The 17,204-nt window shown below is 59.9% G+C and carries 18 protein-coding genes; 4 read left to right on the top strand and 14 right to left on the bottom strand.

Annotated elements, in window-relative coordinates; genetic code table 11:
* The first annotated feature begins 154 nt into the window (after positions 1–154).
* Entirely contained in the window at positions 155–2,734 is a 2,580-nt protein-coding gene (locus tag EDF73_RS17065; protein ID WP_132730265.1) for an ATP-binding protein, read from the top strand.
* A gap of 91 nt (positions 2,735–2,825) precedes the next feature.
* Positions 2,826–3,161, top strand: a complete 336-nt coding sequence (yjdP, locus tag EDF73_RS17060) for a DDRRRQL repeat protein YjdP (protein ID WP_132730264.1) — start codon at positions 2,826–2,828, stop codon at positions 3,159–3,161.
* 62 nt (positions 3,162–3,223) lie between these two features.
* Here the strand turns inward: yjdP and phnP are convergent, their stop codons facing one another.
* From phnP to EDF73_RS16995, 13 genes are all read right to left on the bottom strand, one after another.
* Complete coding sequence (gene phnP / locus EDF73_RS17055; RefSeq protein WP_132730263.1) at positions 3,224–3,982, bottom strand: phosphonate metabolism protein PhnP; 759 nt, start codon at positions 3,980–3,982, stop codon at positions 3,224–3,226.
* Between the two features lie 9 nt (positions 3,983–3,991).
* Positions 3,992–4,426, bottom strand: coding sequence for an aminoalkylphosphonate N-acetyltransferase (phnO, locus tag EDF73_RS17050; RefSeq protein WP_132730262.1), 435 nt, complete (start codon positions 4,424–4,426; stop codon positions 3,992–3,994).
* A complete protein-coding gene (phnN, locus tag EDF73_RS17045) occupies positions 4,413–4,982 on the bottom strand; it encodes a ribose 1,5-bisphosphokinase (RefSeq protein WP_132730261.1) in 570 nt (189 codons plus the stop codon). The genes phnO and phnN overlap by 14 nt, the downstream gene beginning before the upstream one ends.
* Entirely contained in the window at positions 4,982–6,118 is a 1,137-nt protein-coding gene (phnM, locus tag EDF73_RS17040; RefSeq protein WP_132730260.1) for an alpha-D-ribose 1-methylphosphonate 5-triphosphate diphosphatase, read from the bottom strand. Before phnM ends, phnN begins: the two co-directional genes overlap by 1 nt.
* Entirely contained in the window at positions 6,115–6,801 is a 687-nt protein-coding gene (gene phnL / locus EDF73_RS17035; RefSeq protein WP_132730352.1) for a phosphonate C-P lyase system protein PhnL, read from the bottom strand. The genes phnM and phnL overlap by 4 nt, the downstream gene beginning before the upstream one ends.
* Before the next feature lie 121 nt (positions 6,802–6,922).
* Complete coding sequence (phnK, locus tag EDF73_RS17030; RefSeq protein ID WP_132730259.1) at positions 6,923–7,681, bottom strand: phosphonate C-P lyase system protein PhnK; 759 nt, start codon at positions 7,679–7,681, stop codon at positions 6,923–6,925.
* On the bottom strand, positions 7,678–8,526 hold the full coding sequence (locus EDF73_RS17025) for an alpha-D-ribose 1-methylphosphonate 5-phosphate C-P-lyase PhnJ (protein ID WP_132730258.1): 849 nt from the start codon (positions 8,524–8,526) through the stop codon (positions 7,678–7,680). Before EDF73_RS17025 ends, phnK begins: the two co-directional genes overlap by 4 nt.
* Positions 8,519–9,583, bottom strand: a complete 1,065-nt coding sequence (locus EDF73_RS17020; RefSeq protein ID WP_132730257.1) for a carbon-phosphorus lyase complex subunit PhnI — start codon at positions 9,581–9,583, stop codon at positions 8,519–8,521. Before EDF73_RS17020 ends, EDF73_RS17025 begins: the two co-directional genes overlap by 8 nt.
* On the bottom strand, positions 9,583–10,167 hold the full coding sequence (phnH, locus tag EDF73_RS17015) for a phosphonate C-P lyase system protein PhnH (RefSeq protein ID WP_132730256.1): 585 nt from the start codon (positions 10,165–10,167) through the stop codon (positions 9,583–9,585). The genes EDF73_RS17020 and phnH overlap by 1 nt, the downstream gene beginning before the upstream one ends.
* On the bottom strand, positions 10,164–10,616 hold the full coding sequence (gene phnG / locus EDF73_RS17010; RefSeq protein WP_132730255.1) for a phosphonate C-P lyase system protein PhnG: 453 nt from the start codon (positions 10,614–10,616) through the stop codon (positions 10,164–10,166). Before phnG ends, phnH begins: the two co-directional genes overlap by 4 nt.
* Positions 10,617–11,342 (bottom strand): phosphonate metabolism transcriptional regulator PhnF, encoded by a 726-nt coding sequence (gene phnF / locus EDF73_RS17005; protein ID WP_132730254.1) that lies wholly within the window; start codon positions 11,340–11,342, stop codon positions 10,617–10,619.
* 161 nt (positions 11,343–11,503) lie between these two features.
* Entirely contained in the window at positions 11,504–11,938 is a 435-nt protein-coding gene (gene yjdN, locus EDF73_RS17000; protein ID WP_132730253.1) for a VOC family metalloprotein YjdN, read from the bottom strand.
* 195 nt (positions 11,939–12,133) lie between these two features.
* A complete protein-coding gene (locus EDF73_RS16995) occupies positions 12,134–12,469 on the bottom strand; it encodes a zinc ribbon domain-containing protein YjdM (protein ID WP_132730252.1) in 336 nt (111 codons plus the stop codon).
* A gap of 541 nt (positions 12,470–13,010) precedes the next feature.
* On the opposite strand from EDF73_RS16995, the gene proP reads away from it, so the two are divergent.
* On the top strand, positions 13,011–14,513 hold the full coding sequence (proP, locus tag EDF73_RS16990; protein ID WP_132730251.1) for a glycine betaine/L-proline transporter ProP: 1,503 nt from the start codon (positions 13,011–13,013) through the stop codon (positions 14,511–14,513).
* 60 nt (positions 14,514–14,573) lie between these two features.
* Here proP and melR read toward each other — a convergent pair whose 3' ends face one another.
* Positions 14,574–15,512 carry a transcriptional regulator MelR gene (melR, locus tag EDF73_RS16985; protein WP_132730250.1) on the bottom strand — a complete coding sequence of 313 codons (939 nt, stop codon included), beginning with the start codon at positions 15,510–15,512 and terminating at the stop codon, positions 14,574–14,576.
* 240 nt (positions 15,513–15,752) lie between these two features.
* Here melR and EDF73_RS16980 point away from each other — a divergent pair, with 240 nt between their 5' ends.
* Complete coding sequence (locus EDF73_RS16980) at positions 15,753–17,099, top strand: alpha-glucosidase/alpha-galactosidase (protein WP_132730249.1); 1,347 nt, start codon at positions 15,753–15,755, stop codon at positions 17,097–17,099.
* Positions 17,100–17,204: the final 105 nt, after the last annotated feature.

Genomic DNA, 17,204 nt, shown 5'->3' with positions numbered 1-17,204 from the left:
GCAGTCCACCACAGGACGATAAATGCAAAATGTCAGCAGCCGTTCATATTTGTCATATTGTTGAATAGTTAACCTGGATCACAATTACGTGACGTTACTCTCCCGGTGAGGGGCCGCAGCCGCCAGGATAAACAAAAAGATCGTGGAGCCGGCCATGTCATCCCCTCGCTACCCGTTTTTCGCCAGCGCTCGCGGGCGCCTGCTTTCGTTTAATCTGCTGATGGTCGCGGTGACGCTGATGGTTGCCGGGGTGGCGGTGTTCGGCTTTCGCCACGCCAGCCTGCTGCAGGAGCAGGTGCAGCGACAGACGCTGGACGATATGACCGGCAGTATGAACCTGGCGCGCGATACCGCCAACGTCGCCACCGCGGCGGTACGCCTCTCTCAGGTGGTCGGCGCGCTGGAGTATAAAAGCGAGGCCGAACGCCTGCTGGAGACTCAGCAGGCCCTGAAGCACTCGTTGTCCCGGCTTGCCGCCGCGCCGCTGGCGCAGCAGGAGCTGACGCTGGTAGCCAGTATTATTCGTCGCAGTAATGAGCTGCAGCAGAGCGTTGGCGGGATGCTGGAGCGCGGCCAGCGTCGGCATCTGCAGCGTAATGAGCTCCTGAGTTCGCTGTATCAGAACCAGAGCTATCTCCGCCATGTGCAGGATCTTAACGATCGGCCGGGCATCGAGCCGATCGATCCCCGCCGTCTGGAGGAGATGGATCGACTGATTGCGGCCGCTATCCATACCTCTACGCCGAGATCGATCGTCCAGCAGCTGGATGAGGTGATGGGTTTCCTGCCCAAAACCAGCCGCGATCCGACGCTGGCCGCGATTCTGGCGGACTTCAACGGCGAGCTGGCGAGGCTGGAGCCGCTGTCGGCGCAGCTGGAGGAGAGCGATCTGGCGATCGGCTGGTATATGTTCCACATTAAAGCGCTGGTGGCGCTTCTCAACAGCGATATCAATCAGTACGTTGCCCGGGTGGCCCAGGCCTCTGAACTGCGGGCGGCGCAAAGTCATCAGGAGCTGCGCTCCATCAGCATGTTCATTCTGCTGTCGGCGCTGCTGGCGCTGGCCATCACCGGCTGCGCCGGCTGGTATATTTACCGTAATCTGGGCTCCAATCTGACCGCCATCTCCCGCGCTATGTCGCGGCTGGCGCAGGGCGAGCAGGAGGTCTCCGTCCCGGGGCTGCAGCGGCGCGATGAGCTGGGCGAACTGGCCCGCGCCTTCAACGTCTTTGCCCGCAATACCGCCTCGCTGGCCCATACCTCCCACCTGCTGAAGGAGAAAAGCACCCTGCTGGAGACCACCTTTCACGCCATGCGCGATGGCTTTGCGCTGTTCGATAATCAGGGGCTGCTGGTGGTGTGGAATCCGCAGTACCCGCTGCTGCTGGGGCTGGGGGCCGACGATCTGCAACGGGGCGTGCACTACCAGCATCTGCTGAGCCAGGCGGCGACGCTGGCGGAACATGTCCGGGAGAACCTGTCCCGCCCGTTGCCAAAGCCGCAGGAGCTGCAGCTGGCGGGGGAGCGCACGATCGAACTGCGCTTCAGCCCGGTTCCCGGGCGCGGGCTGGTCAACGTGGTGCTTGACCGCACCGAGCGCAAGGGGCTGGAACAGGCGCTGGTGCACAGCCAGAAAATGAAAGCCGTGGGCCAGCTGACCGGCGGGCTGGCGCATGATTTTAATAACCTGCTGGCGGTGATTATCGGCAGTCTGGAACTGGTGCAGCCTCAGGACGCCGACGCGCCGCGGATCTCCCGCGCGTTGAAAGCGGCGGAGCGCGGGGCGCTGTTAACCCAGCGGCTGCTGGCGTTCTCACGTAAGCAGTCGCTGCACCCCAATGCCGTGGCGATGAAACCGCTGCTGGAAAACCTCGGGGAGCTGATGCGTCATTCGCTTCCGGCGACGCTGAGCCTGGAGATCGAGGCGCAGTCGCCGGCGTGGCCCGCCTGGATTGACGTCGGCCAGCTGGAAAACGCCATCATCAACCTGGTGATGAATGCCCGCGATGCGATGGAGGGACGGAGTGGGGTGATTAAGCTGCGCACCTGGAACCAGCGCGTCGCCCGCAGCGACGGGCGGCGGCAGGATATGGTGGCGCTGGAGGTGATTGACCACGGCTGCGGGATGTCGCAGGAGATTAAAGCGCAGGTGTTCGAGCCGTTCTTTACCACTAAACAAACCGGCGGCGGGAGCGGCCTGGGGCTGTCGATGGTCTATGGTTTCGTTCGGCAGTCCGGCGGCCGGGTGGCGATTGAGAGCGCGCCGGGGCAGGGTACCACGGTGCGCTTACAGCTGCCGCGGGCGGCGGTACAGGCCGCGACCAGCGGGCCGCAGCCGGAAGCCGAACAGGAGGCGAGCGGCGAGCGACTGGCGCTGGTGCTGGAAGATGAGGCGGATGTGCGCCAGACCTTGTGCGAACAGCTGCATCAGCTTGGCTGGCTGACGCTGGAGGCCGCAAGCGGAGAGCAGGCGCTGCAGATGCTTGAGGCCTCGACCGATATCGCATTGCTGATTAGCGACCTGATGCTGCCGGGCAGATTGAGCGGCGTTGAGGTGATTAACGAAGCGCAGCGACGTTTCCCGGCGGTTGCCGTGCTGTTGATCAGCGGCCAGGACCTGCGCCCGGCGCACAATCCCGCGCTGCCGGACGTCGATCTGCTGCGTAAACCCTTCAACCGGACACAGCTGATGCAGGCGCTGCAAAACGCCGTGGCCGCACCGCGTTATTCGTAGGCAGCGCAGCGGACGGATTTGAGATTCCTCCGCTACTCGCTGCTATCGCCGTTGATTAACGTAGGGCCAGCCCCCCGAAGAGACTGGCTTTATGAAACGTTACTTTACCGCTTTGATCCTCTGCACCCTGTCGCTGAGCAGCCAGCTGGCGCGCGCCGATATTATCGACGACGCGATCGGTAATATTCAGCAGGCGATTAATGATGCCTACAACCCCGGCAGCAGCCGCTCCGATGACGACGACAGCGATGATGACGGGCGTTACCAGGGTAGCCGCCAACAAAGCGCCGATCGCCAACGCCAGTATGACGATCGGCAGCGGCAGCTCGAGGATCGTCGCCGTCAGCTTGACGAGCGCCAGCGGCAGCTGGATCAGGATCGTCGGCAGCTGGAGAGAGACCAGCGTCGGCTGGATGATGACTACTGATGCTTCCCTGAGTGAGGGGCCCCGGCCCGCGGACGTGTGTATGCCGCGATCCGCGCCAGGCGTTAATCCAGCATCATCTCCATACCGTCGTAGCCTGCCTCGAATCCCGGCGGCAGCGTATGGTCCATCATCCAGAGATCAAACTGGTGGCTGATATGGGTGAGAATGACCCGCGGGCAACCCAGCAGCTGGTTGATGGCGCGTACCGTATTCAAATCGCAGTGGTTGCGCGGGAGCTGCGGACGCGGTTCGTGGCTACAATCGATTACCATCGCCTGCGGCGCGTTATTGAGCAGGAATTTCAGCGTCTTTTCCGGTAGCCCGGCGGTGTCTGATAGCCAGGCCACCCGGCTATGCGCCGATTCCAGCAGATAGCCAAAGGTGAGCTTCGAGTGGTTCAGCGGTAGCGGCGTGACCCGCAGCCCCTGTAGTTCAAACATCACAAAGGGTTCGACGGTATGGCTGAAGTCCAGCAGGCCGGGATGTTTAAACAGATCATCGCACCCCTCTGGATCCGGGGGGCCAAACACCGGAATCGGCGCGCCCACGCCCCAGCGCAGCGGGAATAATCCCTGCACATGGTCCATATGGTAGTGGGTGAGTAAAAACTGCTGAAAATGGCCGGCGGGCCACTGTTCCATCAGGTCGGGCAGCCCGGCATCCAGCAGAGTGACCGCCTGATTAAACTTCACCACCGCGCTACAGGGGCGACGGCGATACGCCTCATTGACGCGCGCGCGACGGCAGGCTGCGCACTCGCAGCCAAAGACCGGAACCAGCTGGGCGCCGCCGGTGCCGGTTAAGCGAATAGTCAGGCTCATTCTCCCTCCTCACAACGCTTTTTTAAAACGCAGATGACTGTGCAGATACCCTGCGCGGAGATAGAAACGGTGGGCATCGGGACGCGCTTTTCCGCTGGAAAGTTCCATCATCACCGCGCCGCGTCCGCGGGCTTCCTGCTCCGCCCAGGTTAGCAGCGCCTGACCGATGCGCAGACCCCGCATCTGCGGCAGTACCACCAGCTCCTGTACTTCGCCGATCCAGGCATTGAAATTGAGCGGGAACTGCAGCTGTAGCCCAATCAGCCCGACGGCTGCGCCATTCACCTCCGCCAGCTGATAGCGCAGGGTCGGATTTTGCAGGTTCATGGCAAATCCGGCGGCGAAATGGCGGCGATCGTAGGTTTTCTGCTTCAATTCGCCAATTAACGCATAGACAGCATCGACGTCGTCGCGGGTCACTTCACGAAGCTCACAGGTAAGCATGTTGATTCTCTTGTCGGGCGTAGTGGCGGCGCAGAAGCGTGAAGAATTGCTCGACCGATTGCCCGAGGCTGCCGTCGTTATTGAGGGTCAGGCAATCCGTTGGCGTATAGCGCGCCGCGCGCGCCAGGCGCTGGGCGATTTCCGTTTCGCTTTCCCGTCCGCGCTGCTGCAGGCGCTGGCGCAGTACCTCCGGCGTCACCTGCAGACAGATCGGCAGCAGGGCGTCGGCGTAGCGCGCCCGGGCCTGCGCCAGATGGGCGCGGGAGCCGTTAGCCACGACATCGAAACCGGCGTGCAGCCACAGGTCAATCTCGATACCAATCCCGTAATAATTGTTGTTGGCGTGCCAACTGAGAGCAAAAAGCTGCCGCTCGGCGCGGTTGAAAAACTCCTGCTTGCTGAGGGCGATATGATTCTCGCTGCCGGCGTTAAACGGGCGCGTGATGTAGCGGTGCGCCACCAGCAGCTGCGAATGTTCGTGCTGGCGTAAGGCCGCCAGCAGGCTATCTTTGCCGGAGCCGGACGGCCCCACCAGCCAAATCAATTTTCCGCTCATCAGAAGACCCTCTTTCCCTGACGCCAGACGTGGTCGATGTGGATATGCTCGCCGCGACGGTGCGCCAGCACCATATCGCCACGTTTCCCTTCGGCAATCACTCCGCGGTCCTGCAATCCCAGGGCCTGCGCCGGGTTCTGAGTGACCAGGCGAGCGGCCTGCGGCAGGGTGAACGCGTTGTTTTCGTCGTCGGCGATGCGGAAGACCGCATCCAGCAGGCTGGCGGGGTAATAGTCCGACGACAGAATGTCGAGCAGATTGCTGGCCGCCAGCTGGTGGGCGGCGACGTTGCCGGAGTGGGAGCCGCCGCGCACGATATTGGGCGCGCCCATCAGCACGTTCATCCCGTGGCGACGCGACGCCTCGGCGGCGGCTAACGTCGTGGGAAATTCGGCGATCACGCTGCCAAGCTGATGGGATTCAAGCACATGTTCCGGGGTGGCGTCATCGTGACTGGCGAGGGCGATGCGGCGATCGCGGCACAGGGCGGCAATGGACCGGCGGTTGGCGTGCGACCAGGTGGCCGCCAGCGCGATCTGTTCTTCTTCGTAGCGCTGCATCTGCTCATTGTTGAGCTGATATTTGCCCTGATAGTACTCGCGATATTTCTCGCGGTTGGCGAACTGGCGCTGGCCCGGCGAGTGGTCCATCAGCGACACCAGGGTCACCGGCTCACGGTCCACCAGCTTCTCAAACAGCGGCAGCGTGGTGTGGTGCGGCAGTTCACAGCGCAGATGCAGACGGTGCTCGGCGCGGTTGACGCCGCGCTTCTGCGTCTCTTCGATGGCGTTGATCATCTTTTCCAGATTCTCCAGCCGGTCGCCGCCGTCGCGTACGTCGCCGATGGCGACCGCGTCCAGGACGGTGGTGATGCCGCTGGCGACCATCAGCGCATCATGGCTGCTCATCGCCGAGTGGGCGGGCCAGTCGACCTTCGGGCGTGGGGTAAAAAACTTATCCAGATTATCGGTATGCAGTTCGATAAGTCCGGGCAGCAGCCAGCCGCCTTCGCCGTCGAGCGCCTGCGGCAGCTGGCTCTGGCTTTCGGCAAAGGCGGAAATTATGCCGTCCTGCATTTCCAGCGAGCCATGTACCACTTCATCTTCAAGAACCAGTTTGACGTTGTTGATAATCATGCTGTTATTCCCATCGGGTGCAGTCGGTCGGCGACCTGAGTGCGAACCGTTTGATCATGGAAAATGCCGACGATAGCCGCGCCGCGCGCTTTGGCTTCATCAATCAGTTCCACCACCGCGGCGCTGTTTCTGGCATCCAGCGAGGCGGTGGGTTCATCGAGCAGTAAAATCGGGTAATCGACCGCGAAACCGCGGGCAATATTGACGCGCTGCTGCTCGCCGCCGGAAAAGGTGGAAGGGGCAAGATGCCACAGACGCTGCGGGACGTTCAGGCGCGTCAGCAGGCTGGCGGCCCTGGAGGCGCAGGCTTCGCGCGGCATGCCGAGGTCGAGCAGCGGCTGCATCACCACTTCGAGGGCGGAAATTCGCGGGATCACGCGCAGAAACTGGCTGACCCAGCCAATGGTGCTTTTACGTACTTCCAGCACCTTGCGCGGCGAGGCGCGGACCAGGTCGACCCACTCGTCGCCGTGGCGGATGTGGATATGGCCGCTATCCGGCAGATAGTTGGCGTAGAGCGAGCGCAGAAGGGTGGATTTACCGCTGCCGGAATGCCCGTGCAGAACCACGCACTCCCCGGTATCGACCGTTAAGGAGGCATCGGCAAGGACCGGCAGGCGGACGCCATGTTGCTGATGCAGGACAAAGGTTTTATGTACATTTTCAACGCGGATGGCGTTCATTTTTAGCCTCTTCATGCCCGTTCGGGACTCTCCCGGCTGGCGGCTGGCGTCTTATCCGGGCGACCTGAGCGTGTGTGCCGTCGCCCCGGTAGGCGTAGCGCGAGCGGGGACTTTCCAGGGATTAGTTCTGCAGTACCGATGACACCAGCAACTGGGTATACGGATGATGGGGATCGTCCAGCACGCGGTCGGTTAACCCACTTTCCACCACCTGACCCTGCTTCATGACCAGCAGACGATCAGCCAGCAGACGCGCCACGCCAAGATCGTGGGTGACAATCACCACCGCCAGGTTCAGTTCCACCACCAGGCCGCGCAGCAGGTCGAGCAGGCGGGCCTGTACCGATACATCGAGACCGCCGGTCGGCTCGTCCATAAACACCAGCTTCGGCTGGGTGACGAGGTTGCGGGCGATTTGCAGACGCTGCTGCATCCCGCCGGAGAAGGTGGTCGGCAGGTCATCAATGCGCGACGGCGGAATTTCGACGTCGCTCAGCCAGCGCTCGGCGGTGGCGCGGATATGGCCGTAGTGGCGTGCGCCGGTGGCCATCAGGCGCTCGCCGATATTGCCCCCCGCCGAGACCTGGCGCCGCAGGCCGTCCATCGGATGCTGATGCACCACGCCCCATTCGGTGCGCAGCAGGCGGCGGCGATCCGCTTCGCTCATCGCATACAGCGAGCGGTTCTCATACATCACTTCACCTTGCTGCGGCGCGAGGCGGGCGGAGATCGCTTTCAGCAGGGTGGTTTTACCGGAGCCGGATTCGCCAACGATGCCCAGCACTTCACCGGGCCACAGTTCGAAAGAGACGTCGCTGAAGCCTTTGCCCGGCGCATAGAGGTGGGTCAGCTGGTTGACCGCGAGTAACGGATGGTTCATTTATTCAGCGCCTCGCTCTGTTGGCGGCAATAGTCGGTATCGGAGCAGACAAACATCCGTTTGCCGCTGTCATCCAGCACCACTTCATCCAGATAGCTATGGCGGGAACCGCAGATGGCGCAGGGTTCATCCCACTCCTGTACGCTGAAGGGGTGGTCGTCGAAATCGAGACTTTCCACTGAGGTATACGGCGGTACCGCATAGATACGTTTTTCACGCCCGGCGCCGAACAGCTGTAGCGCAGGCATCATATGCATCTTCGGGTTATCGAATTTGGGGATTGGCGACGGGTCCATCACGTAGCGGCCGTTTACCTTCACCGGATAGGCGTAAGTGGTGGCGATATGACCGAAGCGGGCGATATCTTCGTACAGCTTCACCTGCATCACGCCGTACTCCTCCAGCGCATGCATGGTGCGGGTTTCGGTTTCACGCGGCTCAATAAAGCGCAGCGGCTCCGGGATCGGCACCTGATAGATCAGGATCTGATCTTCGGCGAGCGGCGTTTCCGGGATCCGGTGGCGGGTCTGGATCAGCGTCGCATCGCAGGTCGTCTCGGTGGTGGCTACGCCGGTCACGCGCTTAAAGAACTGGCGAATCGACACCGCATTGGTGGTGTCATCGGCGCCCTGGTCAATCACCTTCAGGACGTCGTTCTCGCCGATGACGCTGGCGGTAAGCTGGATGCCTCCCGTTCCCCAGCCGTAGGGCATCGGCATTTCGCGGCCGCCGAACGGCACCTGGTAGCCGGGGATCGCCACCGCCTTGAGAATCGCCCGGCGGATCATGCGCTTGGTCTGCTCATCAAGATAAGCAAAGTTGTAGCCAGTGAGTGGGTTAGCCACGTTCGTTCTCCCGTTGCAGGCGTTTTAGTAGCGCCAGTTCGGCCTGGAAATCGACATAATGGGGGAGCTTAAGATGCGAGACGAAACCGGCCGCCTCGACGTTATCGGCATGGGCGAGGACAAACTCTTCATCCTGTGCCGGCCCGGCGATCTCTTCGTCGTACTCCGGGGCCTGGAGCGCGCGATCCACCAGCGCCATCGCCATCGCCTTCCGTTCGCTCATGCCGAATACCAGTCCATAGCCGCGGGTGAAGTGCGGCGGTTCGTTCTCCGGCGCCACGAAGCCGTTGACCATTTCACATTCGGTCATCAGCAGTTCGCCGATGTTGAGCGTAAATCCCAGCTCTTCCGCCACGATCTCGACCGCGACGTAGCCGCTGCGAATTTCGCCGGCAAACGGGTGGTTGCGGCCATAGCCGCGCTGAGTGGAGTAGGCCAGCGCCAGCAGATAGCCCTCATCGCCGCGCACCAGCTGTTGCAGGCGCGATGAACGTGAACAGGGGTAGACCGGCGGCGCGCGGGTGATGTCGTCGGGGCGGGCGCCGGTATCCTGCTCAGCTTTCGCCAGTCCCTGCTGCGCCAGCAGGCTGAAGACGTGCGGCGTAGCTTCCTGCGGCTGCGTGGCGGTATTCAGCGGCGGCGTTTCACCGTTGGCCAGCAGGGTGAAATCCAGCAGGCGATGGGTGTAATCGTAGGTCGGGCCGAGCATCTGGCCGCCGGGAATATCTTTATAGACCGCCGAAATACGGCGTTCCAGGCGCATGCTGGCGGTATCGACAGGTTCGCTCACCGCCAGCCGCTGCAGGGTGGTGCGATAAGCGCGCAGTAAAAAAATAGCTTCGACGTTGTCGCCGCTGGCCTGCTTGAGCGCCAGCGCCGCCAGTTCGCGGTCGGCAATGCCGCCTTCGGTCATCACCCGATCGACCGCAAGGTGCAACTGCTGGTTAATCTGTTCAATGCTCAGTTCGGGAAGCTGTCCATCGCCTCGTCGTTTATGTTCCTGTAAGGCATGAGCGGCGACGATCGCCTTCTCTCCGCCTTTGACGGCAACGTACATCAGCAAACCTCCACATGGGTGGTGCGCGGGATGGCCAGCAGGCGTTCGCCGCAGGTCAGGATCAGGTCAATCCCCAGCGGGAACGGATGCGGGCGTTCGGTTAGTTCATCAATAATGCAGTCCGGCAGCTGCGGGGCGATCATGCGCTCTTCGGCGATACCGGCCCCGGTCAGGCGCAGCATGCGCCCGCCGCTGAGGCTGGCGAGCTGGACCATCAGCGTGACGCCGGTTTCCGGCGCGGCGACGGTACCGGCGGAGAGAACGTTAAGCTGCTCGCTGCTGATACGTTCATCGGTGACGGCGAAGACCGCCTGCTGCGGCAGGTCAACCAGCGGCGCGCCGGTATGAAAACGCAGATTCTGTCCGACCAGGTCGTTATGCAGCGCCGACGAGAGCCAGACCGGCGTGTCGTGATCCGCCAGGGTCAGCAGCAGGCTGGTGGAGGCGATATTCAACGGCTGCCAGCCGTGCTGAAGCTGCTGCAGGGAGACAATCACGCCCGGCTCGCTCATGGCTTTCAGCAGGCGGCGAAAACTGTGTTGGGCATCCTGCACCGGTAGGGTAAAGGCGGTTTGTAAGGTCATGCGTTATCTCCGCGAACCAGAGTAAAGAAGTCCACCCGGCTGGCGTTGACTTCTGCGCGTCGGGCTGCAATGTGCGCGCTGCGTTGTGCTTCCAGCGGGGTAATTAGGGTTTCCATTAAGGTGTGAAAATGGTGGGGAGACTGCATCAGCGCATCGATGGTCGCGCAGCGTTCGGCATGCGGCCGGTCGCGACCCAGGATCCAGCTGTAGCCCAGCGTGCCGTCGGCGAGGCGAATCGCGGCGCGGGTCAGGGTGGCGTCACCGGCGAAGAAACGATCGCCAATCCCACCCATACGCGCCTGCAGCTGCACCAGACCGGTTTCCGGGGGGCGAATCAGTTCATACTCCGGCGCCAGCTGCAGCGCCTGCATGCGTGCCTGCAGCTCTTGTGGTTCACTGTGGGCCAGCACGGACATCCAGCGCTGGCGGGTTGCGGTATCAAAGTGCATTCAGTGCTCCATGGTGAATTCAATCATGTCCGCCCGGGTCAGGCTGACGGAATACTCCGTGGCCTGCGACTCACCCGTACGGTGGTTTAGGGTTCTCACGCACAGCAGCGGCGCCATGTTGGGGATCCCGAGGATGTTGCTCTCTTTGGCCTGGGCGCGGCGGGCGCTGATTTTGGTACGCGCGCGGGTCAGCTCGATATCCAGCTGCTGGCGCAGAAAATCGTGCAGCGAGCCGTGAGTAAAGGTTTGCAGCGCGGGCCAGAAGCGCAGATCGGCAAAGTAGTGGTCAATCAGACACAGCGCGACGCCGTTGACGCGGCGCAGAGTGCGCAGATGAATGACGTTCTCGCCTTCGTGAATGCCAAAGGCTTCGGCGATGTGGCTGCTGGCCGGACGCAGCACCGAGAGCAGCTTTTCGCTGGTCGGGTGGCTGCCCTGATCGAGCAGGTTCTGGCTGAAGCGCGCCTGGGCATTGAGCGGATAATCGATGGGGCGCATCAGCACCAGTACGCCGACCCCCTGACGGCGCTGCACCCAGCCGCGTTCAACCAGCTGGTCGATCGCCCGGCGCAGGGTATGACGGTTGACTTCAAAGCGCGTGGCCAGCTGCTGTTCGGCGGGAAGATAGTCGCCGCAGCGGTAATGGTGGCGCAGCTCCTGCTCGAGTTTGGCGGCAATTTCCTGATACCGGGTGGGGTAACTGGTCGGATGTCTGGATAGGTACATGTCAATCGAGCCTCACTAAGCAGAAGAAGGGATTTCCCTCTGAGAGTGGCCCGATCCTGACGCGTTTTTGTTACATTGCGGTTAAAGCATAATGACCGACGGATGAAGAGTTAGCGCCAGCTGAATGACAGGGCGGGAGAGCCCGCCCGGAGGGGGGAGCATCAAGGTTGTTTGACGACGTTAACCATCCAGGGAACGTCAAAGCGATCGATCACTTTGCCGAAGCCGTGGGCCCAGAACGTCTCCTGCCAGTCCATTTCAATACGTCCGCCGTCGGCGAGGCCGTCGAACCAGCGTTTACCTTCATCCAGATCCTGGGTATCAAGTACCAGCGTAAAACCGGCATAGCGCTGATTGTCGCCGGTCGGGCTGTCGCCCAGCATGAGCTCGCTTCCGGCGACGCGCAGGCTGGCGTGAGCGATACAGTCGGCGGCCAGGTGCTGGCCGGAAGGGCAGCCATCTTCGGCATCCTTCATATCCTGCGGCATTTCGCCGTAGGTGATTTGATGGAGCAGTTCGGCACCCAGCGTTTGCTGATAAAACGCAATCGCCGCCGCGCAGTTGCCGCTAAAGGAGAGATAGGGACTTAGGGGCATAACCATTACCTCAGGTAAAGAAAGACCCATTAAGCGTAGATGGTGTTGGGCAATCCAGGCCAGGCGGTAACGGTCGGCGGCGGCGCGCGAGTGGCAGAGAATAAACGGGATGACGTGCGCAAATATAGCGGGTCATTTATCCCGGCGGTGATGATCCCGCCGGGAAAATAGAGAGTCTGCGTCGCGGGAATACGATCAGTTCTTTTTAACGAACTCGGATTTCAGCTTCATTGGACCAAAACCGTCAATTTTGCAGTCGATGTTATGATCGCCTTCCACCAGGCGGATATTCTTCACTTTAGTGCCGATTTTCAGCATAGAAGAGCTACCCTTAACCTTCAGATCTTTAATAACGGTGATGCTGTCGCCATCGGCGAGTAAATTGCCGTTGGCATCTTTTACCACCAGGACGTCATTATCTTCAGCGGGCTCGGCATTGTTCCATTCATGGGCACATTCCGGGCAAATAAACATGCCGTTGTCTTCATAGGTGTACTCAGAATGGCATTTTGGACAGTGTGGGAGTTGCATGACGTTCCTCGCGATTACAGGTAAAAACAGGACGTTGGTCCGTTAAACAGCGGCTGATAGCCGAAAGTGGGCGCTATTATAGCGCATTCCCGCATTTTTGTCGGGTCTTTTTTTATCATTATATTGTGGTGGCAATATTTTAATTTAACCGATAAATAAGCCGCAATATTGCGCATTGCCTTCCGGACGTTGATCCACAAATAAATCATTATCCGCTGAGGACCTGGGAACTTATTCGTGTTCTCTGGCTCTGTTATAGGGTTGGCGATTTTTCGTGAAGTTGATCCCAAAATTAAACACTGTTAGGGTAAAAAAGGGCGATCGCAAATTCACGACTTTTATTCGCGACGCCATTTATTCGTTTATGGCAAGAGCAGGCGTCAACAGGTTCGGTTGTACAGACTGTCAGCAGACAGTGCAGGCAAACCTGCTACGCTTGAAATGAGGAGCACAGCAATTCGCCGCTCCCAACGTACGACGCGGATGGCATAGCCATTCGTCGGTGATTCGTGCGCTCACGGCGAGAGCAAAGAGGAAAAATATGCTTAAAAGGAAAAAAGTAAAACCAATCACGCTTCGGGATGTGACTATCATTGATGATAGCAAACTGAGGAAAGCGATTACCGCAGCGTCGCTGGGTAATGCGATGGAGTGGTTTGATTTTGGTGTGTACGGCTTCGTGGCGTATGCCTTAGGTAAAGTCTTCTTCCCTGATGCCGATCCCAGCGTACAGATGATTGCCGCGCTCGGGACATTCTCCGTTCCATTCTTAATCCGTCCCCTTGGCGGCCTGTTCTTCGGCATGCTGGGCGATAAGTATGGCCGACAAAAAATTCTGGCGATTACCATCGTCATCATGTCGATAAGTACCTTCTGTATCGGGTTAATACCGTCATATGCCTCGATTGGTATCTGGGCGCCGGTACTGCTGCTGCTGTGTAAAATGGCGCAGGGTTTCTCGGTGGGCGGGGAGTATACCGGCGCTTCGATCTTCGTTGCCGAATACTCGCCTGACCGTAAGCGCGGCTTTATGGGCAGCTGGCTGGACTTCGGTTCAATCGCCGGTTTTGTCATGGGCGCAGGCGTGGTGGTGCTGATCTCCAGCGTGGTGGGTGAAGAGAACTTCCTCAGCTGGGGCTGGCGTATCCCGTTCTTCCTGGCGCTGCCGCTAGGGATTATCGGTCTCTATCTGCGTCATGCGCTGGAAGAGACCCCGGCGTTCCAGCAGCACGTCGATACCCTGGAGCAGGGCGATCGTGAAGGCCTGCAGGAAGGGCCGAAAGTCTCCTTTAAAGAGATTGCGACCAAACACTGGCGTAGCCTGTTGACCTGTATCGGTCTGGTGATTTCCACCAACGTGACCTATTACATGCTGCTGACCTATATGCCGAGCTACCTGTCGCATAACCTGCACTATTCAGAAGACCACGGGGTGCTGATTATCATCGCGATTATGGTCGGGATGCTGTTTGTACAACCGGTGATCGGCATGCTCAGCGACCGCTTTGGCCGTCGTCCGTTTATCCTTATCGGTAGCGTGGCGCTGTTCGCGCTGGCGATTCCGGCCTTTATCATGATTAACAGTAACGTTCTCGGCCTGATCTTCGCCGGCCTGCTGCTGCTGGCGGTGGTGCTTAACTGCTTTATCGGGGTTATGGCTTCGTCCTTGCCCGCGATGTTCCCGACCCATATTCGCTTTAGCGCCCTGGCCAGCGCCTTCAATATCTCGGTGCTGATTGCCGGTCTGACGCCAACCCTGGCGGCATGGCTGGTGGAAAGCACGCAGAACCTGATGATGCCGGCTTACTATCTGATGGTGATTGCGGTTATCGGTCTGGTCACCGGCCTGTCGATGAAAGAGACGGCGAATCGTCCGCTGAAAGGGGCGACGCCTGCGGCTTCGGATATTCAGGAAGCGAAAGAGATCCTCGGCGAGCACTACGATAACATCGAAAACAAAATCGAAGATATCGATCAGGAAATCGCCGATTTGCAGGCGAAACGTTCCCGCCTGGTGGACCAGCATCCGCGTATTAACGAATAATCCGTTCTGGCGTTAAATCATGCCGCCGCGGGCTTCCCCGGCGGCATTTTTTATGCCCGCTTATGGCTGGGCCGGCGGCAGGCTCTGTCGCCGCTGCTGGCTGAGTTTGCGGTACTGCTGCGGCGGCATGCCGACGTACTTGTTAAAGGTGCTGTAGAAGCGGCTGCTGGAGCGAAAGCCGGCGATCAGGGCAATGTCGAGGATGGTCTTGTCGGTGTCGCTGAGCAGGGCGCGGACGTGGTTTATCCGCATCGCGGTGATGTACTGCTTCATGGTTTGCTGCATCACCCGCTGGAAAATGCCCATCGCGTAGTTGGGATTCAGCTTCACATGTTCAGCAACGGCGTCGACGGTCAGCACCCGATCGTAGTGCGCGGCGATAAACTCGAGCATCTGGCTGACGTAAAACTGCGCATGCCGCGAAACGCTGTTTTTGTGGGTCCGCGAGGTTTTGTTAACCAGAATAGGTTGCCAGCCGGAAAGGCTAAAGCGCTTAAGCATCAGGGCGATTTCATCGATCGCCAGCTGGCGAATTTGTTCATTGTCGCTGTTGAGCTCCTGCTGCCAGCGCTGAACTTCAAAGGCGCTGAGCTGCTGGGCGGAGAGCGATTTAATCACCATGCCGTGGGTGACGTTATTGATCAGCTCGCGGTCCAGCGGCCAGGATAAAAACAGATGCATCGGCAGGTTGAAGATCGCCATTTGCCGGCACTCGCCGGGGCGGGTGAGCTGATGTGGCGTGCAGGCCCAGAACAGGGTGATATAGCCCTGTTTGATACGCACCACTTCGTTGTTAATCAGATACTCTACGTCGCCGTCAAAGGGAACGTTGACCTCAACCTGGCCGTGCCAGTGGCTGGCGGCCATCGCGTGCGGCGGGCGTAGCTCAATATCCATGCGCTGGTATTCAGAATAGAGCGCCAGCGGGCTGCGGGGGTGCTTCTCGTCGCCGCTGCTCATATGCGGGTCCGGGCGCTGGGGCGGGCGGGTTATTTCCATCAAGACCTGGGTTCCTGATTCATCACACTGGCTGATTTTTGCACCAATAGACTTCTATCTTAGCGCAATAAACCGCCCGTTTTCTCTACTTTTCCGCCGATTTGTTCCCATAAACTCAGATTTTATGTGCGCCCTGTGTCGATCTGAGCTTTCGGGAATGCTCTGTCGGGAAGAGGGGCGCGGGACGAGGCGCGGGCGTGACACTCTGTAGGGGTTCAATGATCTTATGGAGAGTGCATTATGTCAGCCCCAAAAATTACGTTTATCGGCGCGGGTTCAACGGTTTTCGTCAAAAATATCCTCGGCGATGTCTTTCAGCGCCCGGCGCTGAAATCAGCCCACGTCGCGCTGATGGATATTGATGCGACCCGGTTAGAAGAGTCGCATATTGTGGTTCGCAAACTGATGGACTCCGTGGGGGCTGACGGTGAAATCAGCTGCCACCGTGAGCAGAAAACCGCGCTGAAGGATGCGGATTTTGTGGTGGTGGCCTTTCAGATTGGCGGCTATGAACCCTGTACGGTGACCGATTTTGCAGTCTGCAAACGCCACGGCCTGGAGCAAACCATCGCGGATACGCTGGGCCCAGGCGGGGTGATGCGCGCGCTGCGCACCATCCCGCATCTGTGGCGCATCTGCGACGATATGACCGAGGTCTGTCCCCATGCCACCCTGCTCAACTATGTTAATCCGATGGCGATGAATACCTGGGCGATGTACGCGCGCTATCCGCATATCAAGCAGGTGGGCTTATGCCACTCGGTGCAGGGAACGGCGGAAGAGCTGGCGCACGATCTTGACCTCGACCCGGCGGACTTACGTTACCGCTGCGCCGGGATCAACCATATGGCCTTCTATCTGTCGCTGGAGAGAAAGATCGGCGACGGCCGCTATGTCAGTATTTATCCGGATATACTGCAGGCCTTTGCCGACGGACGCGCGCCGAAGCATCGGGAAAACTCGCGCTGCCAGAATATTGTCCGCTATGAGATGTGCAAAAAGCTGGGCTATTTCGTGACGGAATCCTCAGAACATTTCGCCGAATATACTCCGTGGTTTATCAAACCGGGGCGCGAAGATCTGATTGCGCGCTACCAGATACCGCTGGACGAGTATCCGAAACGCTGCGTGGAGCAGGTGGCGAACTGGCATAAAGAGCTGGCGCTCTACCAGACCGGCGATCGTATCGAGGTGAAACCCTCCCGTGAGTATGCCAGCACCATCATGAACGCCCTCTGGACCGGCGAGCCGAGCGTGGTATACGGCAACGTACGCAACGACGGGCTGATCGATAACCTGCCGCAAGGATGCTGCGTGGAGGTGGCCTGCCTGGTGGATGCAAACGGCATTCAGCCCACGAAAGTCGGGACGCTGCCTGCGCATCTGGCAGCGCTGATGCAGAGCAATATCAACGTCCAGGCCCTGCTGACAGAAGCGATCCTTACCGAGAACCGCGATTATGTGTACTACGCCACGATGATGGATCCGCATACCTCGGCGGTGTTGGGGATCGACGAAATCTATGCCCTGGTGGACGATCTGATCGCCAGCCACGGCGACTGGCTGCCGGCCTGGCTGCAGCGTTAATACGTCCCCCGCCGTCGGGCTGCCCGGCCTGACGGTATCTCTGGTGATCTCATTTCCCGACGTCGGCCGCCGCCTCACCAGGAGGACGCTGCGACCAACCATCCT

The organism is Klebsiella sp. BIGb0138, assembly GCF_004342285.1.
Classification (GTDB): Bacteria; Pseudomonadota; Gammaproteobacteria; order Enterobacterales; family Enterobacteriaceae; genus Klebsiella.
The sequence above is the reverse complement of the archived record's forward strand: the minus strand, read 5'-3'. Positions and strand labels throughout refer to the sequence as shown.

Bases quoted from the DNA above. Each gene is read 5' to 3' on its own strand.
- EDF73_RS17065 (WP_132730265.1), top strand. From the start codon at position 155: ATGTCATCCCCTCGCTACCCGTTTTTCGCCAGCGCTCGCGGGCGCCTG.
- yjdP (WP_132730264.1), top strand. From the start codon at position 2,826: ATGAAACGTTACTTTACCGCTTTGATCCTCTGCACCCTGTCGCTGAGC.
- phnP (WP_132730263.1), bottom strand. From the start codon at position 3,982: ATGAGCCTGACTATTCGCTTAACCGGCACCGGCGGCGCCCAGCTGGTT.
- phnO (WP_132730262.1), bottom strand. From the start codon at position 4,426: ATGCTTACCTGTGAGCTTCGTGAAGTGACCCGCGACGACGTCGATGCT.
- phnN (WP_132730261.1), bottom strand. From the start codon at position 4,982: ATGAGCGGAAAATTGATTTGGCTGGTGGGGCCGTCCGGCTCCGGCAAA.
- phnM (WP_132730260.1), bottom strand. From the start codon at position 6,118: ATGATTATCAACAACGTCAAACTGGTTCTTGAAGATGAAGTGGTACAT.
- phnL (WP_132730352.1), bottom strand. From the start codon at position 6,801: ATGAACGCCATCCGCGTTGAAAATGTACATAAAACCTTTGTCCTGCAT.
- phnK (WP_132730259.1), bottom strand. From the start codon at position 7,681: ATGAACCATCCGTTACTCGCGGTCAACCAGCTGACCCACCTCTATGCG.
- EDF73_RS17020 (WP_132730257.1), bottom strand. From the start codon at position 9,583: ATGTACGTTGCCGTCAAAGGCGGAGAGAAGGCGATCGTCGCCGCTCAT.
- phnH (WP_132730256.1), bottom strand. From the start codon at position 10,167: ATGACCTTACAAACCGCCTTTACCCTACCGGTGCAGGATGCCCAACAC.
- phnG (WP_132730255.1), bottom strand. From the start codon at position 10,616: ATGCACTTTGATACCGCAACCCGCCAGCGCTGGATGTCCGTGCTGGCC.
- phnF (WP_132730254.1), bottom strand. From the start codon at position 11,342: ATGTACCTATCCAGACATCCGACCAGTTACCCCACCCGGTATCAGGAA.
- yjdN (WP_132730253.1), bottom strand. From the start codon at position 11,938: ATGCCCCTAAGTCCCTATCTCTCCTTTAGCGGCAACTGCGCGGCGGCG.
- EDF73_RS16995 (WP_132730252.1), bottom strand. From the start codon at position 12,469: ATGCAACTCCCACACTGTCCAAAATGCCATTCTGAGTACACCTATGAA.
- proP (WP_132730251.1), top strand. From the start codon at position 13,011: ATGCTTAAAAGGAAAAAAGTAAAACCAATCACGCTTCGGGATGTGACT.
- melR (WP_132730250.1), bottom strand. From the start codon at position 15,512: ATGGAAATAACCCGCCCGCCCCAGCGCCCGGACCCGCATATGAGCAGC.
- EDF73_RS16980 (WP_132730249.1), top strand. From the start codon at position 15,753: ATGTCAGCCCCAAAAATTACGTTTATCGGCGCGGGTTCAACGGTTTTC.